The organism is Pseudomonas sp. IT-P100 (assembly GCF_949767185.1).
Taxonomy (GTDB): Bacteria; Pseudomonadota; Gammaproteobacteria; order Pseudomonadales; family Pseudomonadaceae; genus Aquipseudomonas; species Aquipseudomonas fluorescens_B.
On record NZ_CATKQK010000057.1, the window covers coordinates 162,639 to 184,573 of the forward strand.

The 21,935-nt window shown below is 59.5% G+C and carries 21 protein-coding genes; 16 read left to right on the forward strand and 5 right to left on the reverse strand.

The window, feature by feature from the left end; translation table 11 throughout:
* The first annotated feature begins 232 nt into the window (after positions 1-232).
* A complete protein-coding gene (locus ACM6IQ_RS27575) occupies positions 233-355 on the forward strand; it encodes an ATP-binding protein (protein WP_241001815.1) in 123 nt (40 codons plus the stop codon).
* 55 nt (positions 356-410) lie between these two features.
* Here the strand turns inward: ACM6IQ_RS27575 and ACM6IQ_RS27580 are convergent, their stop codons facing one another.
* Entirely contained in the window at positions 411-1,589 is a 1,179-nt protein-coding gene (locus tag ACM6IQ_RS27580; RefSeq protein WP_414880323.1) for a PD-(D/E)XK nuclease family protein, read from the reverse strand.
* Between the two features lie 362 nt (positions 1,590-1,951).
* Complete coding sequence (locus ACM6IQ_RS27585) at positions 1,952-3,040, reverse strand: helix-turn-helix transcriptional regulator (protein ID WP_414880324.1); 1,089 nt, start codon at positions 3,038-3,040, stop codon at positions 1,952-1,954.
* A gap of 98 nt (positions 3,041-3,138) precedes the next feature.
* On the opposite strand from ACM6IQ_RS27585, the gene ACM6IQ_RS27590 reads away from it, so the two are divergent.
* From ACM6IQ_RS27590 to ACM6IQ_RS27635, 10 genes are all read left to right on the forward strand, one after another.
* Entirely contained in the window at positions 3,139-4,008 is an 870-nt protein-coding gene (locus ACM6IQ_RS27590) for a hypothetical protein (protein WP_414880325.1), read from the forward strand.
* Between the two features lie 102 nt (positions 4,009-4,110).
* Positions 4,111-4,479, forward strand: coding sequence for a hypothetical protein (locus ACM6IQ_RS27595; protein ID WP_414880326.1), 369 nt, complete (start codon positions 4,111-4,113; stop codon positions 4,477-4,479).
* A gap of 187 nt (positions 4,480-4,666) precedes the next feature.
* Positions 4,667-5,302, forward strand: a complete 636-nt coding sequence (locus ACM6IQ_RS27600; protein ID WP_122603509.1) for a helix-turn-helix domain-containing protein — start codon at positions 4,667-4,669, stop codon at positions 5,300-5,302.
* 11 nt (positions 5,303-5,313) lie between these two features.
* Positions 5,314-6,123, forward strand: coding sequence for a hypothetical protein (locus ACM6IQ_RS27605; protein WP_414880327.1), 810 nt, complete (start codon positions 5,314-5,316; stop codon positions 6,121-6,123).
* A gap of 31 nt (positions 6,124-6,154) precedes the next feature.
* The gene (locus ACM6IQ_RS27610; RefSeq protein WP_164488184.1) at positions 6,155-6,298 is read left to right on the forward strand and encodes a hypothetical protein; all 144 of its coding nucleotides are present in this window, start codon (positions 6,155-6,157) and stop codon (positions 6,296-6,298) included.
* A 28-nt stretch (positions 6,299-6,326) separates the two neighbouring features.
* A complete protein-coding gene (locus ACM6IQ_RS27615; protein WP_414880328.1) occupies positions 6,327-7,556 on the forward strand; it encodes a hypothetical protein in 1,230 nt (409 codons plus the stop codon).
* 80 nt (positions 7,557-7,636) lie between these two features.
* Entirely contained in the window at positions 7,637-8,665 is a 1,029-nt protein-coding gene (locus ACM6IQ_RS27620; protein WP_414880329.1) for a radical SAM protein, read from the forward strand.
* Positions 8,662-9,516: a histidinol-phosphatase gene (locus ACM6IQ_RS27625; RefSeq protein WP_414880330.1), complete on the forward strand. Its 855-nt coding sequence runs from the start codon at positions 8,662-8,664 to the stop codon at positions 9,514-9,516. Before ACM6IQ_RS27620 ends, ACM6IQ_RS27625 begins: the two co-directional genes overlap by 4 nt.
* Complete coding sequence (locus ACM6IQ_RS27630) at positions 9,513-10,646, forward strand: hypothetical protein (protein WP_414880331.1); 1,134 nt, start codon at positions 9,513-9,515, stop codon at positions 10,644-10,646. Before ACM6IQ_RS27625 ends, ACM6IQ_RS27630 begins: the two co-directional genes overlap by 4 nt.
* A 5-nt stretch (positions 10,647-10,651) precedes the next feature.
* Positions 10,652-11,419: a glycosyltransferase gene (locus ACM6IQ_RS27635; RefSeq protein ID WP_414880332.1), complete on the forward strand. Its 768-nt coding sequence runs from the start codon at positions 10,652-10,654 to the stop codon at positions 11,417-11,419.
* A gap of 6 nt (positions 11,420-11,425) precedes the next feature.
* Here ACM6IQ_RS27635 and ACM6IQ_RS27640 read toward each other — a convergent pair whose 3' ends face one another.
* Both ACM6IQ_RS27640 and ppk2 read right to left on the reverse strand, forming a co-directional pair.
* On the reverse strand, positions 11,426-12,892 hold the full coding sequence (locus tag ACM6IQ_RS27640; protein ID WP_414880333.1) for a glycosyltransferase family 9 protein: 1,467 nt from the start codon (positions 12,890-12,892) through the stop codon (positions 11,426-11,428).
* A gap of 326 nt (positions 12,893-13,218) precedes the next feature.
* Positions 13,219-14,040: a polyphosphate kinase 2 gene (gene ppk2 / locus ACM6IQ_RS27645; protein ID WP_017341624.1), complete on the reverse strand. Its 822-nt coding sequence runs from the start codon at positions 14,038-14,040 to the stop codon at positions 13,219-13,221.
* Positions 14,041-14,151: 111 nt separating this feature from the next.
* Here ppk2 and ACM6IQ_RS27650 point away from each other — a divergent pair, with 111 nt between their 5' ends.
* The 5 genes from ACM6IQ_RS27650 (at position 14,152) to ACM6IQ_RS27670 (ending at position 21,252) form a co-directional block, all read left to right on the forward strand.
* The gene (locus ACM6IQ_RS27650; protein WP_017341623.1) at positions 14,152-15,054 is read left to right on the forward strand and encodes a LysR family transcriptional regulator; all 903 of its coding nucleotides are present in this window, start codon (positions 14,152-14,154) and stop codon (positions 15,052-15,054) included.
* A 131-nt stretch (positions 15,055-15,185) separates the two neighbouring features.
* Positions 15,186-15,812, forward strand: a complete 627-nt coding sequence (locus tag ACM6IQ_RS27655; RefSeq protein WP_017341622.1) for a glutathione S-transferase family protein — start codon at positions 15,186-15,188, stop codon at positions 15,810-15,812.
* Positions 15,813-15,872: 60 nt separating this feature from the next.
* Positions 15,873-17,903 (forward strand): pyridoxamine 5'-phosphate oxidase family protein, encoded by a 2,031-nt coding sequence (locus ACM6IQ_RS27660; RefSeq protein WP_414880334.1) that lies wholly within the window; start codon positions 15,873-15,875, stop codon positions 17,901-17,903.
* 42 nt (positions 17,904-17,945) lie between these two features.
* Positions 17,946-19,142: a DUF3142 domain-containing protein gene (locus ACM6IQ_RS27665; protein ID WP_414880335.1), complete on the forward strand. Its 1,197-nt coding sequence runs from the start codon at positions 17,946-17,948 to the stop codon at positions 19,140-19,142.
* The gene (locus ACM6IQ_RS27670; protein WP_414880336.1) at positions 19,129-21,252 is read left to right on the forward strand and encodes a hypothetical protein; all 2,124 of its coding nucleotides are present in this window, start codon (positions 19,129-19,131) and stop codon (positions 21,250-21,252) included. The genes ACM6IQ_RS27665 and ACM6IQ_RS27670 overlap by 14 nt, the downstream gene beginning before the upstream one ends.
* Here the strand turns inward: ACM6IQ_RS27670 and ACM6IQ_RS27675 are convergent, their stop codons facing one another.
* Positions 21,253-21,882, reverse strand: coding sequence for a LysE family translocator (locus ACM6IQ_RS27675; protein WP_031319186.1), 630 nt, complete (start codon positions 21,880-21,882; stop codon positions 21,253-21,255).
* Between the last annotated feature and the right edge of the window lie 53 nt (positions 21,883-21,935).

The window sequence follows — 21,935 nt, forward strand, 5'->3', positions numbered from 1 at the left end:
TGCAGATTTAGAGGCGGGTCAGTCTTGGATTAGCGCGCGGGTCAATTCGGCGGTGGCGTCGACAGGGTGTGGGAAGAGGGGGCATGGCGAGGTGGGGGTAGCATCCATTTTTCGCACCTGAAGGCACGATCGCCTTAATCAATATCGGACCTTGGAAGTCGTAGAGAGGACGCCCTATTGCGCACTTCAGCTCATATAGGCTTTTATCCGCACAACACGGATGGAGACTTTCATGTACCTCGCTGAGCTGACTATCAAGAATTTCCGCAAGCTACGTGACGCCAAGCTGAAATTTCAGCCTGGGTTGAATGTGCTGGTACCAGCCTTCTCGTTGTTGGCGCCGACCGCCGAATGAATGGGAGCGCGCCCCGTCGTTGTCGGAGTACTCGGCACACTCCGGGGCCCGACATTTACACCTGGTCAGAGGGCGCCTTGGTCAGTTGCTTGATGGTTTCAAAAACCTGCTCAAGCAGCTGGTCGGTGGCCAACAGGCGATCCATGTTGCGGCCTACGTTTTCCTCGTAGACGCTCGACAACCATTTAAAGGCCCTCCAGTCCCGATAGATCAGGTGCTCAGGAATTGGATGGGCACCCTCCCTCAGTTGCTCAATGTACCCTAGCTTGCCGTTGCTGATAGGCACCAGTCCGTAGTGAAGAGCATCCGTTGCGACCTCGATCCTCAGCAATGCGCCTTCGACACCGATGTCATGGAACATTCCAACGTTCTTTGGCCTCATGCCCTTGATCCTGAACCAAGCGCAGCAGCTCTCCTCATTGAATTCCAAGCCTGGGAAACCGGCCGGCGGCTGTGCACGCGTGTAGGTCTGCGACAATGATCGGTCTACGGAGTCAAAGAAACGCTGCAGCGCGGCACCCTTTGCAAATGGAAGGGCCTCAGCAATAGCGTCTGCGGATTTGAAGTCGTTGCCGGCAGAAATCAACTGGATCAGCGCGCGCTTGGTGTTCTGGGTCATGGACGTTCCAGTGATTTTACGGACGATGTTCGCGTATTGAATCAACGCGTGCTGAAGCGCAGATGTATCGGCTGCTGCAGCGACACATTTCTCAAGCCAGTCCAAGATGTGCTCCCGGTACGCCACACGCCGATAGGCAACTCCTCGACAACTGCTCACATCGGCGTCGGTGCCCAGCAGGGTGAGGTACAACAGATCCCAAAGCTTGCCTGACGCCTGGCCGACATGAGCGTATCTCTTGAGTTGCTCATCCCCATCCTCGGCATCGACCTTGTTCTCGATGAGGATTATTCGGTTCGGTAAATGAATAACGATGTCGACGCGCCCCTGCACGGCAGCAAATGTCTCCTCTTTGCGCACGCGAGCCTCCGCCAGGCGCGGCTCGTGTTCAATCCCCATGTGGGACAGGAATAGCCCAAGGAAGAGCGGTCCCTTTCCATGCCGCCCTCGGGGGTTCAATATCTCCGCAAGCATCGCTGAGTGAGTGTTGACTTCGACTCGCTCGGTTTTCGTGATGGTGAACAGGTTGAAGGCTTCGCCCGATGCTACCTGCTTTGCATGGGACTCCTGCACCAACACTCCTGCCTTGCTCAATAGCAACTGTGTCTTTTCCATGAACGGCACACTCTGAATGTCGCCGCATTCTACGGTGACTTTGCAGCTACCCAAATGGCGCAGGTGCAAGGCACCGGTATGTCCCTTGCTCAGAAGTTACGCTGACAAAGATCGGAAAATGCTCAGAACAGCTTTTACTGGGTCAGTTTTCGGTCAGCGGCAACAGGACAGGTCGACATCTGCCAGCTAAGGTCTTGGTCTAGGTCAGTGTGAGATTTCATTGTTGTACTGGAAAGATCAGAGCAAAACAGATCTGACGAATAGCACCCCTAATAATGCATGCAGAGTCTGAAAGCCCTCAATGGCGTAGGGCTTGAAGGTAGAAAATCTGCGCCAGGTGCCGCGGACCTTTCCGTTCGATTTCAGCACGTGTACTGCGCTAGCGCTATTTCGAGTTGCTCGCGGACATGACAGCGAAGGTGCGGGGGCGACACGACTTCGACGTCTGCGGCATTGCTCATCAGGAATAATCTGAGCCCCTGAGTGTCGAGCAATTCACATCGCAGCAACCACCGATCGCCATCTCTTTCGACCTGCTGATTCGCCGCGAGCGCGTTTTCTGTGAGACGGTTGTGAAGGTTCTCCTTCAACCGCAGCACCAGCTCTATCGTCTCGTCTCCGTGAACAGTAATCAGATCTCGCTGAACCTCGATGGAACGAACGTCATAGCCTTCAGGTTCTTGGATAGCATCCCTCGCTACCCGCACGTCCAGCATCCGATGCAACATCAGCGCACAGGTTTTACCAATCCCGTTGCTGCTGTACTTTCCTCTTGGCAATCCAGGATCGGGCGCGGCTCCATGCCAGGTCTCCTTGGCTATAAATGCTGACAGGTAGATGTTGCTGTCTTGGTATGCCAGCGCGAGCGGTTTCAGAAGGTAGGAGCACTCCACGCCGCCGACATCTCGAGGTCGATAACGCACGGTCAGGCTATGATCGTCGATCAATGCACCTTGAATGAGCTTGAGGTGCCCATGGTCATGCTGCCCTTGTTCCAGCACAGTGAATCTCGTGCCAGTGATGATGCGACCTTCAGCGACCAAATGCCGGGCTGATCTAGACTTCAGCTCCCAGGCGGCGTACTCGCGCAGCTTTGTAAGCTCTTTCGTGTCCGTCCAAAAACCGAAGCGTTCAGCATGTTGGAAAATAGCGCTGAGGGTCATCGATTCTTGCGGCGAAAGCGCCAAGTCAAAACTGCCCTTGCCCAATTTCCAGCGATGCGATCTGCGTCGCTGTCCTGATTCTTCGGGTATTTTTTCTACAAACCCTTCCGCCTTCAACTCAAACAGGTCACGCCGAGTTGTCCTCGGATTGGCGGTCCCGTCCGCCCATTCGAGCATCTCTTGATGCAACTCCTCGGTCGACAAAGCGCGGCCTGCACGTTGGAGAATCTTTCGCAAATGCCTGCGCCGCTTTTCCCGGTGTTCGGTTTCATCTGATGTAATTCGCATAATTTTTTAACTCGGACAAATTAGTGTCTAGTAGGGCTGCATCATAGCCCCGCTGGCACGCAATTGGGCGTCGAATATGCCAGCCCACAGGAGCATTCATGAGCACTAAACAACCCTACGCTAAGCTTGATCACGTCTCCGAATTCATCGACTGGTTGGCGGGTCATCTTGATTCGGACACGCTCATCAAGCATGAGTACGTTGATCGTCGCTCGGGAGTACGGTGGTCGTGTAATAGCCTGTACAGCGCGTTTACCTCGTATAGCTGGAATCACCCGGGTAATACCCGCCTCGCGTTCAACCCAGGGGTTAGCACTGCCAGTAACGAAATGGCGCTGTCCGCACTGCGTGCAGACTTGATCGCCGCTGGCAGCAGCGATGCGTTGATCCTCCAGGCGTCTCTCGACGTCATGGCCTGGGGGGGTGTCACCTCCCGCAACAATGAATGGTTGAAAGCCAACAAGACTGGTCTTGCAAAGATGATTTCGGATGTCGCTACAGCACTGGTAGTCAATGATCCCGACGCCCCGATTCTTCGTAATCAATCGCTGCGCTTCAATTCGGGGATGACCAAAATCTATTCGTTGCTTTGCCCTGATTTCATCATCTACGACAGCCGGGTAGCCGCTGCATTGGGATTGCTGGTAGTCAAATACTGCAATGTCAAATGCCTGGCGAAAGTTCCGCCGGCGCTTAATTTCCCTTGGGCCGGAGCGAAAGAGTCGACCACTGCTCTTGCACCTAAACGCCGTAACCCAAGTATCGGAAGTCTTCAGTTCAAACGCTTGCGCTCAGGGTCGCATCACGCACGTTGGAACATGCACGCCAGCTACGTGCTCAGCCAAGTGGCAAAACATCCTCTCTGTTCGCGGAGTCCTTTCCGGGTCGGTAAAACCACCCAACAAACACTTCGCAGCATCGAGCAGGCGCTGTTCAGTATTGGGTATGACTTGCCGGTGAACGACTGACCACCATTGCTTGGTGAAACGATCTCACAAGTCACCCTGCTGGAGGAGGTGAGGGGGCGTCCTGCGCCCTTGCGCCCCCACTAACTTAAATCGGAGGCCCCAATGGCCGAGATGACCTCGCTGCAACTCATGATTGTCGAGTTGGCGAAAAGCGGTATTAGTTCGTCGGGGCTCAAATCTGCTGTCCTAAGCGCTCACCCACACCTGAACGATGGTGCTTACTTGGGGGAATTGGCCACCTTGCAAGTCGAAGGCCGGCTTGTCGGTGGCGAGGAAGAGGGCGTCTGGTTTTTCACTTCTTTCACCGACGACATGATCGCTGGCCGGGTACCTGAGTACAGCCCGGAGTTCGCCGAAATGATTGTGGCCGCGGATTGTGGCAACTGGACCGAATTGGACCCGGATGAACTCATAGCGCAGCTGGATGAAATGCTCAGAAAGGCAAACGCCCGGCGTTCGGGAAAAGCATAGTGTCGTGCTACCTCGTGGATTTAGCTCCGTTGGTGGCGTCACCCTACCAACGCACAGGATAATGGAGTTACAGCGCTCCAGACCCTATCTTGAAATTCTAAAAATGGAGTGACAGCGATCCAATCAAGCCTTTCGCTACGCCAAAAATATTACTAAAGTGCCATCATCTAATAGCGAGATGATGGCAATGAATATCCTCACGCCTCAACCCATTCAGGTTTCGCTCGGGCAATGGTTTAGCCGCAACCTATCCTCCGTTCTCGCTGTCGCAGGTGCGCTGCGGGAAACGCAACACGATGCCGACGGCCCCAGGCCTTTGTCCGCGGTGCAGATCCAGCAGCAAACCGGCATCGCTCGTAGCACGCTGCGGACCCTGAAATCACCAGCGCAAGGTAGCGATGCCAACCCGGACCTGAGCACTATCGAGCGTCTTGCCCAGGCTCTGGAGGTGCCACCTGCTTTCCTGTTGATGCGCCCCCAGGACTGGGCACTGCTGGCCAGCGCGATCGGCAACAGTGGCGATTACCTGGCTGCAGCTCACAAGTTGGAGGCCGAAGAGCGGCTTCAGGCGGTCAATCCGGTGGAAAAGGTCCTGCGCGAATGCAAGGTCCATCCGGATCAGCGCCCCAGTATTGTGGGTGCCTCGCCGGAAGTTGACCGGGCCAATGCCCGCGATGAGTGGCGTAGACGCGCCTGTCTCAAGCTCGATGCGCTGATGCTGCGCGAGATTTCAAAATCCGGCCCACGCAAGTGGTTGGCCGCGATAGCGGGCGCCTGGGTCAGCCAGACCACGCCACACGATCCTTCTTCTAGCGAACAATAAGGAGTGCCGGGATGCCGATCATTCACGACCCCGATCTTGCCGATGTATTGATGAGTGCCAGCGCCGACGACATGGGCCTGTTGATAGATGTGATCACCGACAACGGCAAGGGCCGCATCTCTCTATCATCTTCAGTCTGTCGTCAGTTGATGGACGACAAGGACAAGGGTGTCGGCGAGTCGACCCGGGCTATTTTCGCCGAGGAGCTGACCCGCTTTGGGGGCAACTCACTGGTCAACCTGTTCCGCGGCGGCAGTGGTGTGCCGTACCGCGAGCTGTTGGCGGATGTGGCCGGGCACGTCGGCGCGAAGAACAAGGCGAGCGCCAGCTGCGCCGAGATGGAAATGGCGATCATCACCAAGGTATTCGCCCAGTCCCTGGCGCGGATGAGCGAGGAAGACCGCAAAACACTGTTCGAATCCCTGGGCGGACTGGCGTACCGACCCGGCATGGGGCCGGGGGCATTGGCGGCCTTGCTGGCTTCACTCGGTAGTTCCGGGTTGGCTTCCTACAACGTGGCGGCGGTGGTCGCCAGCGCGACCATGAGCAGCCTGGTAGGGCGTGGCGTGGTGCTGGCGGGTTCGAGCACCTTGGGTCGTGGTCTAGCATTGCTGGCTGGCCCGGTGGGCTGGGCCATCACCGGGATCTGGACGGCATTCGACCTAGCAAGCCCGGCGTACCGGGTCACCGTGCCCTGCGTCATCCAGATCGGTCATATGCGCCAGAAGATGTTGCTCAAACCCACCTGTCCCGGTTGCCACGCGATAGTCGCGGCCGGCGCCAACTTCTGTGGCAAATGCGGGATACGCCTGGGCGCCTGATGCCCTCTTTAGACGACCAAGGAGTGAGTCCATGAACCCTGTGATTTCCCCTCTCGAATTTCTCCTGACCAACGTCATCTGCTTCGCTGCCGGCGCGGCCACGGTGGTCGCGCTCAACCTTGCGGCGAAAGCCGTGCATGCCTCCGGCAAACGCGCCGCGCAGAGCGCCACCTGAACCAACGGATTGAGTAGGAGCGAGAACCGTGTACAGCAACCATCACGCCAAGCGACTGGTATCCCTCAAGGGGGAAATCAAAAAGATCAATGCAGACATCCAGAATCTGCGTGCCGACCTCCAATGGTTCGAGCGATTCGACCAAGAGAGCAACCATAGCAGGCTCGCGCAGGTGCAACGGGAAACTCTCGCCGCGCGGGAGCAGCTTGCCAGGGTCGAACAGAGCATCAAGGCCAGCCGCGCTGAGCTGAACAACGCCAAGGGCGTTGCCGAGGCGGGCTGGTCGCCGTTGCACTGGTTTTCCAGTGAACGGCGCGTGGCTGAGCGCCAGGTCAGCACCCTGCAGGAGCGGCTGGCGCAGTTCAAGAGCCGGCAAGAGGGCTTGGTATCCTGGCTCGTCGAAAGCGAACGGGAGCAGCTGCGCCTGAGCGCCAATTCGCGGCGATACCAGGGCTTCGATTCATTGCAGGCCAAGGCCACCATCACGCAACTGGACAATGACGGGCAACGCCTGCAGGGCGTCGCCGACGAAGTCAGAAAGGCCAGCGCCCACTGGGAGGCGGTGGCCGGAGAGGTGTATCGCAATTGGAAAACTACTCATGACCAGTTGCGAGCGACGGAGCGGGACATCATCGATGCCGAATGCTTCATCAACCAGTTGGACAATGCGCAAAGCTCATTCGATAAAAGGATGGCCCATGACGAATGTGAAAACCGCTTTGGTGTCGGCCAACGCAGTCCGGATAGGGTGTTGAAGGATCGGCAATTCCACCAGCGCAAACTGGAACGGGACGAGGAAAAACGCAAGCGCCGCCTGCGAGACACCATTCGCCTACTGGAAAACGAAATCCGCAACTTGGTGGTAGATGGCAATAATCTTTGCTACCTGAACGAAGCGGGTGGAAAACGGCGCTTCATCGGTCTGGAGGTGCTCAAGACACTTGTGCCTCACCTGGCCACGACTTATGGCGTGACCTTGGTCTTCGATCCGGGCATCCGCCGCCAGCTCGATATGAGCGACAACGCACTCCAAGCGATGTTTCCGCAGGCCCGGGTACTGGTTATGCCGCCCACCCTCACCGCCGACCATCCGGTGCTGGCCGCCGCGGAGTTCGATGTCGAGACCTATGTGATCAGCAACGACCACTACAGCGATTACCCGGATATGGCTGCGGTCCGAGAGGATCGGGTACTGCATACAGTGGTCCATCGCGACTCCGTGCAGATCCCGCAACTGCAGGTATTGCAGCCTTACTGATGCCCCACGCGACCGGTGACTACCGGTCATGTGCAACCCACGCCTGTGCGCTGGTGCAGGCTAGCAACGAGTCAAGAAAGATGGATCTGAAAGGCCACCTGCTGTACATCGATATCACCCAAATCTGCGGCATCGGTTGCGCGTTCTGCATGTACGCCGACAAGCACAAGACGGGGATGAGCATGGAGTTATCGAGCCTCGCCCGGGAGAACCTAGCGGCGTTGATCAATGCCCCCGACGTCAAGCGCATCTCCATCAGCGGAGAGGGCGAACCCCTCAACAACGCCAGAGTCTTCCACGAGGTTCTTGAGCTTTCCCAGGGCGGCAAGCGTTTCGAGTTCATCACAAGCGGCTTCTTTCCCCACGAGAAGATGGCGGAGTTCTATGACACCACCAATCGCATCGTGGTCAGCCGGGGCGACACCTGCAATATCAGACTGAGCTCGGACAGCCACCATATCGAGAAGGTGAAATGGCGGGCTCATGGCTTCAGCCTGGATTACCTGCGACGAAACAAACCGGCCGGGCTGAGCTTTTCGTTTCGCTCGATCGACACTGATCGGGAGTTCACCCGCGACTACCTCCGGGAGGAACTGGCGCGCTGGGGCCTCGACGCCGGGATCGTCGCGGGCAATGCCCTGGAAGATACGCTGGTGGTCGGCGAGGAACGGTTCGGTATCGACTACAAGAACCTCGTCCACCCGGCGGCCGACACGCCACCGGGTTACCTGGATCTGCATGGCTACATCGACGCGATCGAAGCCCGGGTCAACAAGCGCTTCACCCTCGGCAGCCTCAACCCGCCTCCCCACGCCAACGGCATGGACCTGACGGTGAAACCTAATGGTGACGTCTACCTGTACGGCATCGAGCACCAGCGCCTGGGCAATATCCACTTTGACCGGATTGGCTGGGAGCGACTGGCCAGCCATGTACGCGACACGCCCCTGGTCCGCGCCCTTTACAGCCAACCGCTGAGGGACCTGCTGGCGCGTCTCGACGATCTCGAACTGGTGCACAAGATCCTGCGCAAGGCGAATAACCCCTACTGGCTGGTCAAGGAACTGGCTAATCACGATGGTCTGCTAGAACGAATGGTGCCGGCATGATCGACTCCCACAGCCATACCTTTTATTCCAAGCATGCCGTCGGTACGGTGGATGAGTTGGTGCGGGCGTCAATCGCCGCCGGAGTGCAGATCCTCACCATCACCGACCACGCGCCGTTCCCGGTGGACAGCGACAATCGCCTGTTGGAGGCGGAACTGGAGCGCTATTTCGCCGATATTGAGCGGGCACGACAGGAGCACCAGGGGCAGATCAAGATCCTGCGCGGACTGGAGTTCGACTACATGCCGGGTGCGGATGCCTACAACCGCGAGATGCTGGCCCGGTACGAGCTGGATTTCGCCATCGGCTCGATCCACTACGTCGAGTTGCCGGGCGAGACTATGGCTAAGGTTTGGGAGTTGGCCCGGCTGTCCACCCCGGCCTTTCTCGACCGTTATTTCGCCCATCTGCAAGCCTTGCTGGAGTGCGGGCTGTTCGACGCCGTCGGGCACGCCGACACGCTACTGCGCGGGGTGGCGGAAGACGTAGTGCTGCGCCGGATGGAACCGCTGCTGCCGCTGTTCGCCCGCAATGATGTGGCCTACGAACTGAATGCCTCGGGCATTCGCAAGTCGAGCCTATTGCCCGGTTCGACTCTTGAAGTTCAGGGCGTCTGGAGCTATCCATCACGCACCCTGCTGCCCCAACTGATCGCCCACGGTGCGGCCTTCACCATAGGTTCCGACGCCCACGATCCGCTGGACGCGGGGGCAGGCATCCGCACTTTGGTCGATGAATTGCAACCGCTGGGCCTGGACCGGATCAGCTACTTCGAAGGGCGTCGACGCATCGACATGCCCCTAGACTTCTTCAGCCTGTCGTCTGGCACCGATACAAGGATTGTCCCGTGAACTCCCGATCGAATGACTGGAAACTACTCGCCAAGGCGCCTGTCGACGAACAGCTGGCGCGCTTTCGCGAGGCCGTGGCCCGGCCGCAGGCCGAGGACGTGAATGGAGGTCTGCGCGCGTTCGCTGGCGGCTTGCTTGCGCAAGACCTGATCGATATGGACAGCTATGTCGCGGTGCTCGGTGGTCATGCCCTGAACTGTCTGACGCCCGACGGCACCAACGGATTCCGCGACATGAGCAGTGGCGCAAGCGCCTCCGCGCTGACAGCCATCTACAGCCGTGCCAAGTATGGCAGCCAGAAGGACATCCGTTTTCTCGCCGGCCTGGTGATCAACTATCTGGAGCGGCAGCTGGATGACCCGGCATCGCACTGGGCACAGCTGTTCACCAGAGCGCGGGAGCTCAACGACAATGTGGTGCTGATGACCACCGGCTGGCGCAACGTGCCTTCGACGGCCAACGTGCTCTATGACATCGTGGTGGAAGAGATAAACGTCAAGCTCGCCCATATGGGCCTGCCCACACTGATCAATGTCAAGCTGCCGCGCATCGCCCCTCCTTGCGAGAACTACGCGAGCCTGAGTACTGAAGAGCGCGAGCGGGTCAATCTTGTCCAGGACCATGTGATACCCGCGGAGAACTTCTATCGCTGGAGCGGCGTGCACGTCATCTTCGGCGACGATGTGCTGGTGACGGGATCGACCGCCGACAAGGTGTTGCGTGAGTCCCTGCTAGCCGGTGCCCGCTCGTTCCAGGCGATCTACCCGGTTGCCATCGATCCGCGGGTCGCCCTGGCGGATGCCACCGTCGAGGAGCGCCTGAACATGGTGGAAATCAGCCATCAGCTGGACGACACATTAGCCGAACTGCTTGGGGCCGTGGATTACCAACCCATCCTGCGCACGTTGCGTCTACTGTTTTCGACGGACAACTACCAAGCCTTGCCGGCATTCTTTGCGCGGGTGCCGGCGGCCAATTGGTTGCGGCTGTACAAGGCGGCTCTGGGAAACGAGTTCCTGCGCCAGGCCGGATGCATACCCTCGCTGACGCTGCTGCGGCATTACCTGGAGGACCACGGGTTGCTTGTCAGTAGCGGCGTGAAGGCAGAGAGGGCCCCGTTGTGCGTGTGAACTACGTGAGCTACTGGGAAACGGCGGCGGGGCAGAACATGCCGCCGTGGATCGCCTTGGCCCTGGTCTCCATGCAGCGGGCGCTGGGGGACCATTTCACCCTGCTAACCCCGGACAGCCTGGAGCATTGCTTAGATGCTTCTATCCTCGGCAAGGTTTGGCGCTTCGAGCCGCTGACCTTCAACATGGACAAGGGAATAGAGGCAATCGTCGCCAGGAGCGACTTCATCCGCATGGCCTACGTGCATCGCCATGGCGGCGCATGGATCGACGCGGACAGCATCCTACTGCGCGACCCGACCTCGCTGCTGTTCCCGACGGGACTCGACGAGCGGCTGCACTGGCACAGCGAATGCCTATTCGCCTCACTGCCGGGAAATGTCCATCTCGCCGAGGCACTGGCGACGGGGCTGACCGCCGAGGCACATGCCTGGGGCAACCCCGGAGGGATCAAGGAGATTGTCGCTAGGTCGCCGCAGCAGCAGGTGCCAATTTCGCCCTCGGTATGCGACCCGGGTTATCGACCGCTGTACAACTTCGACAGTTGCGCGGTGATGAGGCGCACGGACATTGGCGTGAGCGATTTCCTGCTGCGCGACGTGAGCCTGCTCAAGCTGTACAACACCTGGTTCAAGCGGACAGCGACACGCTATGAGTCGGTGGCCGAGTTCCTCGACGAGGGAACTCTGCTGTCACGCATCTTCCTGCATATCGAACCCGACCGTAGCTACTGGCTGGGGGAGTGTGAGCGCTTGATCGACCGCTGCGGCTAAGGGTGTTCAGGCCAGTTCCACTGTATGCGCCGGCACGTGCACTCGGCAATGTTTAGCCCCGTTTAGCTCCAGGCGAGTCGCGATCACCTCGTGCACCATCGGGGTCTGCCGGTGTGGCGAGCCATGGGCGACGTACAGCCAGGCCGGCACGCGCCGGGTAAGGTGGTCGAATTCCAGCTCGATGCGCAGCAAGTCGAACACCTCCCTGGTACGTCCGCTCGGTGTCCACGCCAACGGCGCGCTGCGGTGATGAGGATGGATCAAACGCAGCGGTCTTGACAGTTGCAGGTTCAGCGTGCCCGGATGGCACTCGGCGACTTCAGGAAAGGACCGGCTGATCAAGGGCAACTGGCGGGCCAGGGTTCCAGTGGCCACGCCCAGGCCGGGCACGATATGCGCATCCACTGCGAGAGTCGCAGCGATCGACTCTTGCAGCAGTTCGGCGACGGGTTGTATCACGTCGACATCAGAGAATTCGTTCATGTTTTTCCTGCCGGTGTGCGGGTACTGACGTGGTCCCTGGCGACTAAACACAACCCGGGTATGGGGGGAAAGCGGCGGCAGCCAGGGATTGGAAGAGTTGCTGGCCGGATAGATCGCGACCAATGCCGCCTTCAGTCCGACGGCCATGTGCACGATGGCAGTATCGACACTGACAACCACTCTGGCCCGCTGGATGGCACCCGCGACCGCGCGGGGCGTATCCAGTTCGACCAGTGTCCGGACGTTGCTGCGGGCGATGGCGTGCTCGAGTTGCAGTGCCTCGGCACGGCTGGCGGGACTGCACAGAATGCCAATATGGTGCTGCGGCCAGGCATCCGCCAGGGCACGGACCAGCGAGAGCGCTCTGGGGAACCCAAGGCTTTTATCAGGTCGGCTGGCATAGGGGTTGACCAGGATGTGCGCGACGTTGTTGCCGTCCTGTCGTTCGGGAAGCGGGACGATATAGTCGCGGTTGATCCGGGTCGCACCGAGGTCGAGCAGGACCCGGGTGTAGCGCTCGACCACGTTGAGCTGCGCGGTTGCTTCACCAAGCTTGCCGCTGACGCAGTGCAAGGCATCATCCAGCGAGTAGACCCGGGCGGGCTTAAGTAAGCGGATGAACAGCATCTCGATGGGTTGGATACGGCCAACTAGGTGGACAAACACATCGACCGATCCCAATTCCCGTACCAGTGGGCCCAGCCCGGTCAGCGTGGGTGCGCAAGCGACAGGGATGACCCGGTCGACGCCGAAATCGAGCCGATGCAGGTCGACCAGCTCCGGTACGGTGAGCACGGTGACCCGGGCACCGAGCTTGTGCGCTTCGCGAAAGAAGAATGAAGAAACGATCGCGTCGCCCAGTTTGGCGTCCCAGCGGGGAAGCACGATATGCAGGGGTTGGGCAAGGTCCCGAGGCGCCAGCTGGCGGTCCACCAGGCAGCGCATCAACAGGTGCGCCATAGCCTTCCGATGGTTTTGCAAAATCGACATCAGCTCGCACTTTCGAGAATAGCTGGCGATGATATCTATGGCACGGGGCCATTACCAGTAATGGCCTAAGGAGGGTTAGTCCGTACGAGCTTGGAGACTGTCTACAAAACCAAGGACGATTCAAGTCTTGTGACAATCCTTATTGTTTGCATCGGAGCCGTTTTTTTGAGGATTTGGAGTTTTGTGACAAACTTTATTTTCAAAGAGCTAGCTCTGTAGTGCCCTACAGCCCGCGGAATACGAGTGATACTGTGACAACCTTTATTGTTTCGTCACAGGGGCGAGGTCGCTGTCATTGACAGGATCTTGCCCCTTTTACATTCAGCTCAGAATTTTTCCGCAATCAACCGCAGTGGGTAATCCGGTTCTCGATAGCCGCCCGGCTTCTGGCGTTTGGGCAACTTCACGGTTTCCCTCGGAACATCCTCATAGGGAATGCGACTGAGCAGGTCGGTGATGATGTTCAGGCGCGCCCGTCGCTTGTCGTTCGAGTTGGCCACCAACCACGGTGCATGGTCGGTGTCGGTCATCTTGAACATGTCGTCACGTGCGCGTGAATAGTCATACCAGCGGCTGTAGGACTTGAGGTCCATGCCGGTGAGCTTCCAGATTTTGCGTCCGTCCTTGATGCGAGCCTGAAGCCGTCGTGTCTGCTCCTCCGGACTCACTTCCAGCCAGTACTTGATCAGAATGACACCTGAATCGACGATCGCGCGCTCGACTAGAGGGATGGCCTTCAGGAAGCTATCCACTTGTTCCTGGGTGCAGAACCCCATCACCCGCTCCACGCCGGCGCGGTTGTACCAACTGCGATCAAAGATCACCACTTCGCCAGCCGCTGGCAGATGCGGCAGGTAGCGCTGCACATACATCTGACTTTTCTCGCGTTCGGTAGGTGCGGTTAGCGCTATCACCCGGAAGACACGCGGGCTCACCCGCTCGGTCAACGCCTTGATGGTGCCGCCCTTGCCAGCCCCGTCGCGACCCTCAAAAACGATGCACACCTTGATGCCTTTGTGTCGCACCCACTCCTGCAGCTTGACGGTTTCGACGTGCAGTTCGCGCAGTGCTTTCAGGTAGTCTTTGTTGTTCATTTTCGAGCTGTCAGCCATTGGCTGCTTTTGTGCCCGCTTCTTGTTCTTCGCCATGACCAAGCCCTCACTCTTTTCCCGGTGATGTCAGACTAGGTCGTTTTCGACGTCGCGCTCAAAATCGCAGCCTGACGGTTGCGATTTTTATCTGAATGGAGGACATGCCCAGTGGACCGATTCCAGGAAATGCAGGTTTTCGCCGCTGTAGCCCAAGACCAAGGTTTCTCGGCGGCGGCGCGGCGTTTGGGTATGTCGGCGGCCAGTGTCACCCGTGCAGTGGCCGCGCTGGAAAAACGCATTGGCACGTTGCTGCTGACGCGCACCACCCGCAGTGTGCATTTGAGCGAGGCAGGTCAGCGGTATCTGGAGGACTGTCGGAGAATTCTCGCTGAGGTGCAGGAAGCGGAGGACTCGGCGGCGGGCAGTCACGCAGAGCCTCGCGGGCAACTGACGATTACGGCGCCAGTATTGTTTGGCGATTTGTTTGTCACGCCGGTGATGGTGAGTTATCTGACACAGTTTCCTGAGGTCTGCATCAATGGGTTGCTGGTCGATCGAGTGGTGAGCATGGTCGAAGAGGGGATCGATGTGGCGGTGCGTATCGGTGAGCTGCCCGATAGTAATCAGCATGCGATTCGCGTCGGTGAAGTGCGCCGGGTGATTTGTGCTTCTCCGCAATTTCTTGAGGCGCATGGCAGGCCGACCCATCCTCAGGATCTGACCCGCGCAGCGGTTATTGCGACGTCCGCTATCGGTCAAATGAAAAGCTGGCCCTTTCTTGAAGCCGGAGCGCCACTGAATGTTCGACCGGAACCACGCCTGGTGGTGACGGCGAATCAGGCCGCCATTACGGCGGCGTGCCTGGGGTTGGGATTCACCCGCGTCCTGTCTTATCAGGTCGCCAGCAAAGTCGCGTCCGCAGAACTGGAAATCGTTTTGGCTGACTTCGAACTGCCGCCGCTGCCCATCCATGTCGTTTACCAGGGCGGGCGTAACGCCCCCGCGCGGATTCGCAGTTTTGTGGACTTCACCGTGAAGGCCTTGCGGGAACACCCGGACTTGCAGGGCTGATGGTTTATTTCACTGGGTGAAATAATGGATTGCACTTGCTGGCTATTCTGTTGTTTTGGTTGCGGGTGGAAGATAGTGGCCATCGGTGCTGATCTGTCCTGGACGGCACCATCACCCCAGTGGAGTCGACCATGCAAGCGATCAAACTCTATAACTTCCCGCGCTCCGGCCATGCTCACCGTGTGGAACTGATGCTGTCCCTGCTGCAACTGCCGACCGAGCTTATCCTGGTTGATCTGGCCAAAGGTGCGCACAAACAGCCGGATTACCTGGCGATTAATCCTTTCGGGCAGGTTCCGGCCATTGATGATCAAGGCGTGGTGCTGGCCGACTCCAACGCAATCCTGGTTTATCTGGCGCAAAAATATGGCAACGGTCGCTGGTTGCCGGCCGACCCGGTTGGCGCGGCGAAGGTGCAACGCTGGTTGTCTGTGGCGGCCGGCCCGATTGCCTTTGGTCCGGCCAGGGCAAGGCTGATCACTGTGTTTGGTGCGGCATATAACGCTGAAGAGGTGATTGCCTACTCTCACATCTGGCTCAAACAGATCGATCAGGAACTGGCGGCTTCGCCTTATCTGGTTGGCACCGAACCGACCATTGCCGACGTCGCGGCCTACAGCTACATCGCCCATGCGCCCGAAGGCAATGTGTCGCTCGAAAACTACGCCAATGTACGAGCCTGGCTCGCGCGTATCGAAGCCTTGCCTGGTTTTGTCGGTATGCCGCGCACCGTCGTCGGCCTGCAAAAAACTGCCTGATGCTGCGGCCCGACCTTGTCGGGCCGTCCACACTGCGCTCATGCGCGGGGAGAAGCCGTTATGGACCGTTCACCTTGGCACGCTGGCGAGAAACAGATGCAGGCACACGTCGGTGTTGCCGAGCGAATGGAGACGTTGGGGCGTAGGGTGGTTCGCACCGAGATGCCGGACCAGCACCGTACATTCTATGAGCAACTGCCGTTCATGCTGTACGGCGCGGTGGACGCCGACGGTAATCCTTGGGCCAGCATTCTCGAAGGGCCACCAGGTTTCGCCCACTCGCCCGAGCCGGGTGCGTTGCAATTCAACAGCCTGCCGGGGGCGGATGACCCTGCGCAATTGCGCGATGGCGCGGCGATCGGATTGCTGGGAATCGAATTGCATACGCGGCGGCGCAACCGCCTCAATGGTCGCGTCGGCGCAGTAACGGCGGAGGGTTTTGCTGTCACGGTCGAACAGTCCTTCGGCAACTGTCCGCAATACATTCAATTGCGCCAGTTTCGCTCGGTGCCGCTGGCGGATCCGGCGACGCGCATTGCGCAACACCTGAATGGCCTGGATGACGCGGCCAAAGCCATGATCGCCGACGCCGACACGTTGTTCGTCGCGAGTTATGTGGATATTGATGGCCAGCGCTCAGTGGACGTTTCCCACCGTGGCGGCCAATCCGGTTTCGTACGGGTGGAAGGTAATCGCCTCACCATCCCGGACTTCGCCGGCAACCTGTTCTTCAATACCTTGGGCAATCTGCTGATCAATCCCCGGGCAGGTTTGCTGTTTATCGATTTCAACTCGGGCGACTTGCTGCACCTCAGTGGTCGTACCGAAGTCATCCTTGAAGGCCCGCAGGTCGAAGCCTTTCAAGGCGCCGAGCGCCTGTGGACATTCGAGGTGGAGCAGGTGGTGCGCCGGCCGGCCGCGTTGGCTTTGCGTTGGCGCTTCGATGGCGTTTCACCCACCAGTCTGCTGACCGGCACCTGGGAACAGGCCAGCGCCCGTCTGCAAGCCCAGGCCCTGGGTGATCGTTGGCGGCCGCTGCGAGTGGCGCGGATCGAAGCGGAAAGCCACAACATCCGCTCAATCTATCTGGAGCCCGCCGATGACGCAGGGTTGCCGGTATTTCAGGCGGGGCAGCATTTGCCACTGCGGTTCAACATTGGCGATGAGGTGCATATTCGCACTTACAGCTTGTCGAGCGCGCCGTCCGATGACTTTTTCCGCATCAGCGTAAAACGTGAAGGGCTGGTGTCGTCGTACCTGCATGAGCAGGTTCGAGTCGGTGATCTGCTGGAAGCCCGTGCACCGCAGGGGCATTTCACCGTGGCAGCCCATGAACGTCGGCCGCTGGTGCTGTTGGCTGCCGGGGTAGGCATTACGCCGCTGCTGTCGATGGTGCGGGAGGTGGTGTATCAAGGCCTGCGCACCCGGCACATTCGTCCGACATGGTTTTTCCAGAGTTCGCGCACGTTGGCCGATCAACCGTTTCGACCCGAGCTCGATCGCCTGCTCGAGAGTGCGGATGGCGCGGTGCGGGTGCTGCGTCTGCTCAGTCAGCCGGAGGCCGATGCTCACGAGGGCGAAGACTTTGATTTGACCGGACGGATCGACACGGCTTTGCTCCAGTCCGTCCTTGAAGAGGAGGACTACGATCAGCTGGACTTTGTCCTCTGCGGCCCGGGCAGTTTTACCCAAGGGCTGTACGACAGCCTTCGGGGACTGGACATCCGTGACAGCAGGATTCACGCCGAAACCTTCGGCCCGTCGACCTTGCGTCGCCAGCCGGACCCCGACGCGGTGGTCATCGAGCAACCGCCCGGCGCAACCACCTCGGTGCCGGTGGTGTTCCAGCGCTCGGCCAAAGAAGCCCGCTGGCAACCCGATGGCGGCAGTTTGCTGGAGTTGGCGGAAAGCCGTGGCTTGCGTCCGGAATTCAGTTGCCGCGGCGGCTCCTGTGGGACCTGCAAGACCCGCCTGATCAGCGGCCAGGTGAATTATCCACAGCCGCCAGCGGAAGTGCCGGATGAAGGAAGCGTCCTGATTTGTTGTGCGATTCCGGCGCAGGGCTCGCAGCCTTTGGTGCTCGACCTGTAGCATCTCACGGACGCTGCCTTCAGCAGATACAAAGGATGCTTTATGGTTTTTCTCGCTCGCCTGTCGGGCTTGCTGGTGATGGTGGCGTTGCTTGCCGGTTGCGAACGACAGGACGCGCCGCCGCTTGATCAACAACTCTACGTTTGGCAACGGCAATGGACGCCCGGCCACGAAGCCGCACTCAAAGACAGTCGTGCGGACTTTTCCACGCTGCGAGTGTTGGCGTTGCAGGCCTTCCCCCGGGCGGGTTGGAGTCGGGCGCGAATCGATGCGGCGCTGCTCAAACAGGATGGCCGGCCGCTGATTGCGGTGATTCGCCTCGATGGCCAGCTCAAGTCGCTGGACCAGGACGAAGTGACCGCGCAGATCCGCCAGGTGCTTGATGATTGGCAAGCGCAAGGGCTGATCGTCACCGGTGTGGAAATCGACCACGATGCTGGCAACGCCCGGCTAACGGCGTATCGGGAATTTCTCACAGCGTTGCGCGGAAGTCTTCCGGCCTCCATGCCGCTTAGTATTACGGCATTACCCGCCTGGCTCGGCAGCCGCGAACTGCCGGCATTGTTATCCACAGTCGATAGCAGCGTGTTGCAGGTGCATGCGGTGAGCGATCCGCGCAGGGGCTTGTTTGACCCGGAACAGGCGCAAACATGGGCGAAGGCGTGGGGCCACATCACGTCGAAACCTTTTTACCTGGCGCTGCCGGCTTATGGCGTGGCGTTGTTACCGCAGACCGACGGCGCACCGCTGGTGGAGAGCGAAGTGCCGGTGGAACGTGGCGGCGAGCGTCGGGAATTGCTGGCCGATCCACAGCAACTGCGCACACTGGCCACTGAATTACGCAACGATCCGCCGGTGCATCTGGCCGGCCTGATCTGGTTTCGCTTGCCCCTGGCCCAGGATCGTCGGGCCTGGAGCCTGACCACCTTGGGCGCCGTGGCCCGCGGCGACATCCTCGACAGTCGCCTGATGCTGAAACTCGCGGCGCAGGATGGCCTCTATGACGTCAGCATCAGCAATCAAGGCAACCTCGACGGTGTCTGGCCCGAGCGTCTGACGCTCGCGGTGCGAGGTTGTGAGGGCGCCGACGCCCTGGCCGGTTATGCGTTGCAACAGAGCCCGGATCTGCTTACCTTCACCCGCCTGCGCGACGGGCGAATACCTGCCGGCGGGGAGCGCGCCATCGGTTGGGCGCGTTGCACCCACATTGATCAAGGAGGTTCAAATGTTCACCCGTAACTGGCCCCGCCATTTGCTCTGCCTGAGCCTCAGCTTGCCGCTGGGTTCGGCATTGGCCTGCGGGCCGGATTTCCCCATGCGTCTGCTCGACAACCGGGGCCAGTCGCTGGCGGAGTTGCCGGAAGGCAACTTCCGGTTCGAGATCAATCGTCTCGGGCATGCGATTGCGGGTCTGAAGAACGTCACCGAAGTCGTCTACAACAGCATGGACGCAACCGACTATGCCGAGCAGCGGGACAAGGCCGAGCAGGCTGGTTTGACCGTGGAACAGCAAGCGCAGGTCAAACAGTTGCGCAGTTTGACCGATGCTCATCAGGTAGAAGCACAGGGCGCGAGTCTGCCGACTGAACTCGTGCTCTATCTCGCGGGCGCCGTGGCGTTCAACGCGGGTGACCCTGGATTGGCCGCCGAGTACTTCCAGAAAGTGCTGGCGCTACCTGCGGATCAGCGCGCGTTACGCAGCACCTGGGCCGCGTATTCGCTGGGCCGCGCGCTGTTTGCCATGAGCGCCGAAGCGGACGCGAAGCCCGACCTGCTGACGCCATCGCGCAAAGCGTTCGAGCAGACTCGGCAACTGAGCATTGACGGTTTCAGCGACCCGTTGGAACTGGGCGTTGCCAGCCTCGGCGAAGAAGCACGCGTGGCGCGCACGGCGGGTGACTGGAACCGAGCCATTGAGCTCTATGCCACGCAAAACCTCCACGGTTCGGCGGTGGGTTACACCTCGCTGAAACTGTTGGTGGCGGATCTGGCGGCGATGCCTGACGAGCAACTGGCCGCATTGCTTAAAGGCAAACCGGTACAGCAACTGATCACGGCGTCTCTGATCAGCCGGTTGGGTTGGTCATTTGGTGATCAACCGCCGAACGAACAAAAACTGATCAAGCTGCTGCAAGCCAGCACCCGCGGCAGCCTGGATAACGCCGATCGACTGGCGGCGGTGAATTATCAACAGGGCGACTACGCCAGCGCCAAAGCTTTTCTGGAACACGCCGGCGACGGTGGCCTGGCGTGGTGGCTGCGGGCGAAACTGGCGATGCGCGAGGGCGATAAAACCGCCGCCGCCGCGGCATACGCCAAAGCGGCCCAGGCCTTTGCGCAGAATGAATCCTGGGGTGAGCGGCGAACGCCTGACTGGGACTTTGAAACGCTTCAGCCCAAGTGCCGGGTCGAAGGCGAAAGCGCAATCCTGGCGTTGCAACGCGGGGATTATCTGCAAGCGTTCGATCAGCTTTATCGCAGCAACGACATTTACTGGTTCGACGCCGCGACCGTCGCCGAGCGTGTGTTGACTGTCGATGAGCTCAAGCATTACGTCGACACTCAGGTGCCCGCACCACCGGCGCTGACTCAGCAGGATCGCGACAACTATGTGCCGTTGCCGGTGGCAGCGAAGTTGCGCAACTTGCTGGGGCGGCGATTGCTGCGTGAAGAGCGTTACGATGAAGCGCCGGCGTACTTCGGCGATGCTGAACTGCAAAACAAGGCAAAGGCTTATGGTCAATTGCGCCAGGAAGCCGAGTCCGCTTGGTGGCCAACCCGTCGTGCCGAGGCTTTGTTCAACGCTGCGAAGATCGCTCGCGAGTGGGGGATGGATATCCTGGGATACGAAATGGCGCCGGACTATGCCACGTTCGGTGGTAACTACAGCCTTGAAAGCACCGAACTCAAGGTCGGTCCCCTGGTGGCTGAAGAGGAGGTCAAGCGTCAGCACGCCAGCGCTGCTCAGCCCGATCAGCGTTACCACTACCGTTATGTCGCCAATGCTTTGGCCAGCCGCGCTGCCGATCACCTGCCTCATACCAGTCAGGCCTTTGCGGCGGTGTTGTGTGCGGCGACAGGGTGGAACACTGATCAGGAGCAGAAAAGTGCCTTCTATCAACGCTACGTCAAAGAAGGCCCCTACGTGGATTGGGCACTATTCTTCGGCGAGCGATGCCCTTATCCGGACTTCCAGAACGCAGACAAACGTTACGTCACCCAGGCGTTGAGTCCGATCCGGGCGACGCTACGGCCGTACAAAAAGTGGCTGGAAGTGGGCGGTGTATTGGTGTTTACCGCGCTCGCGCTGTTGCTGGTCAATCGTCACAAGCGTAAGGCGCGCCAGTAATCAGGCCTGTTGAACAAAAGTCAGTCGCACCGCAAAACCGATCAACAGGCTGCCAAACAGCCATTGCTGGAAGCGCTGGGCCGAAGGACTGCGTTGCAGCCAGCGGCCAAGCGCGGCGCCAGCCAAGGCGTAGGCGCTGTCGAACAACAAACCGACGCCGACCAGCACAACACCCAGGGTCGCGAATTGTGCGAGCACCGACCCTGCGTGCGGATTGATGAACTGCGGCAACAGCACCGAGCAGAACAACAGCGCCTTGGGGTTAAGCAGGTTAGTCAGTAGACCGCGCTGGATCGCTTCGCGCCAACGTGGTTTTCCACAGGCTGCACCCGCGTCGTCCAAGTTGGGCAGCATCGTGGTTCGCAAGCACTGAATGCCGATCCATAACAGGTACGCGGCCCCCGCCAGGCGCACGACGTCGAAGGTCCAGGGCGCAGCCTTGAACAGTGCCGCCAGCCCCAATGCCGCCAGTAACACGTGGCAACCCCGTGCGATGCCCAAGCCCACTGCTGTCGCCAGCGCCGCCCCTCTGCCTTGGCGTGCGCCAGTCTGCAGCAGCAGAATCATGTCCGGGCCCGGCAACAGGTAAACCACCGCCAGCGCCATGAAAAACAGCCAGAGTCCTGCCACGATGCACCCCATTCGTTGTTGATTCGGTAGGTCAGTCTAGGGCGGAAAGTCAG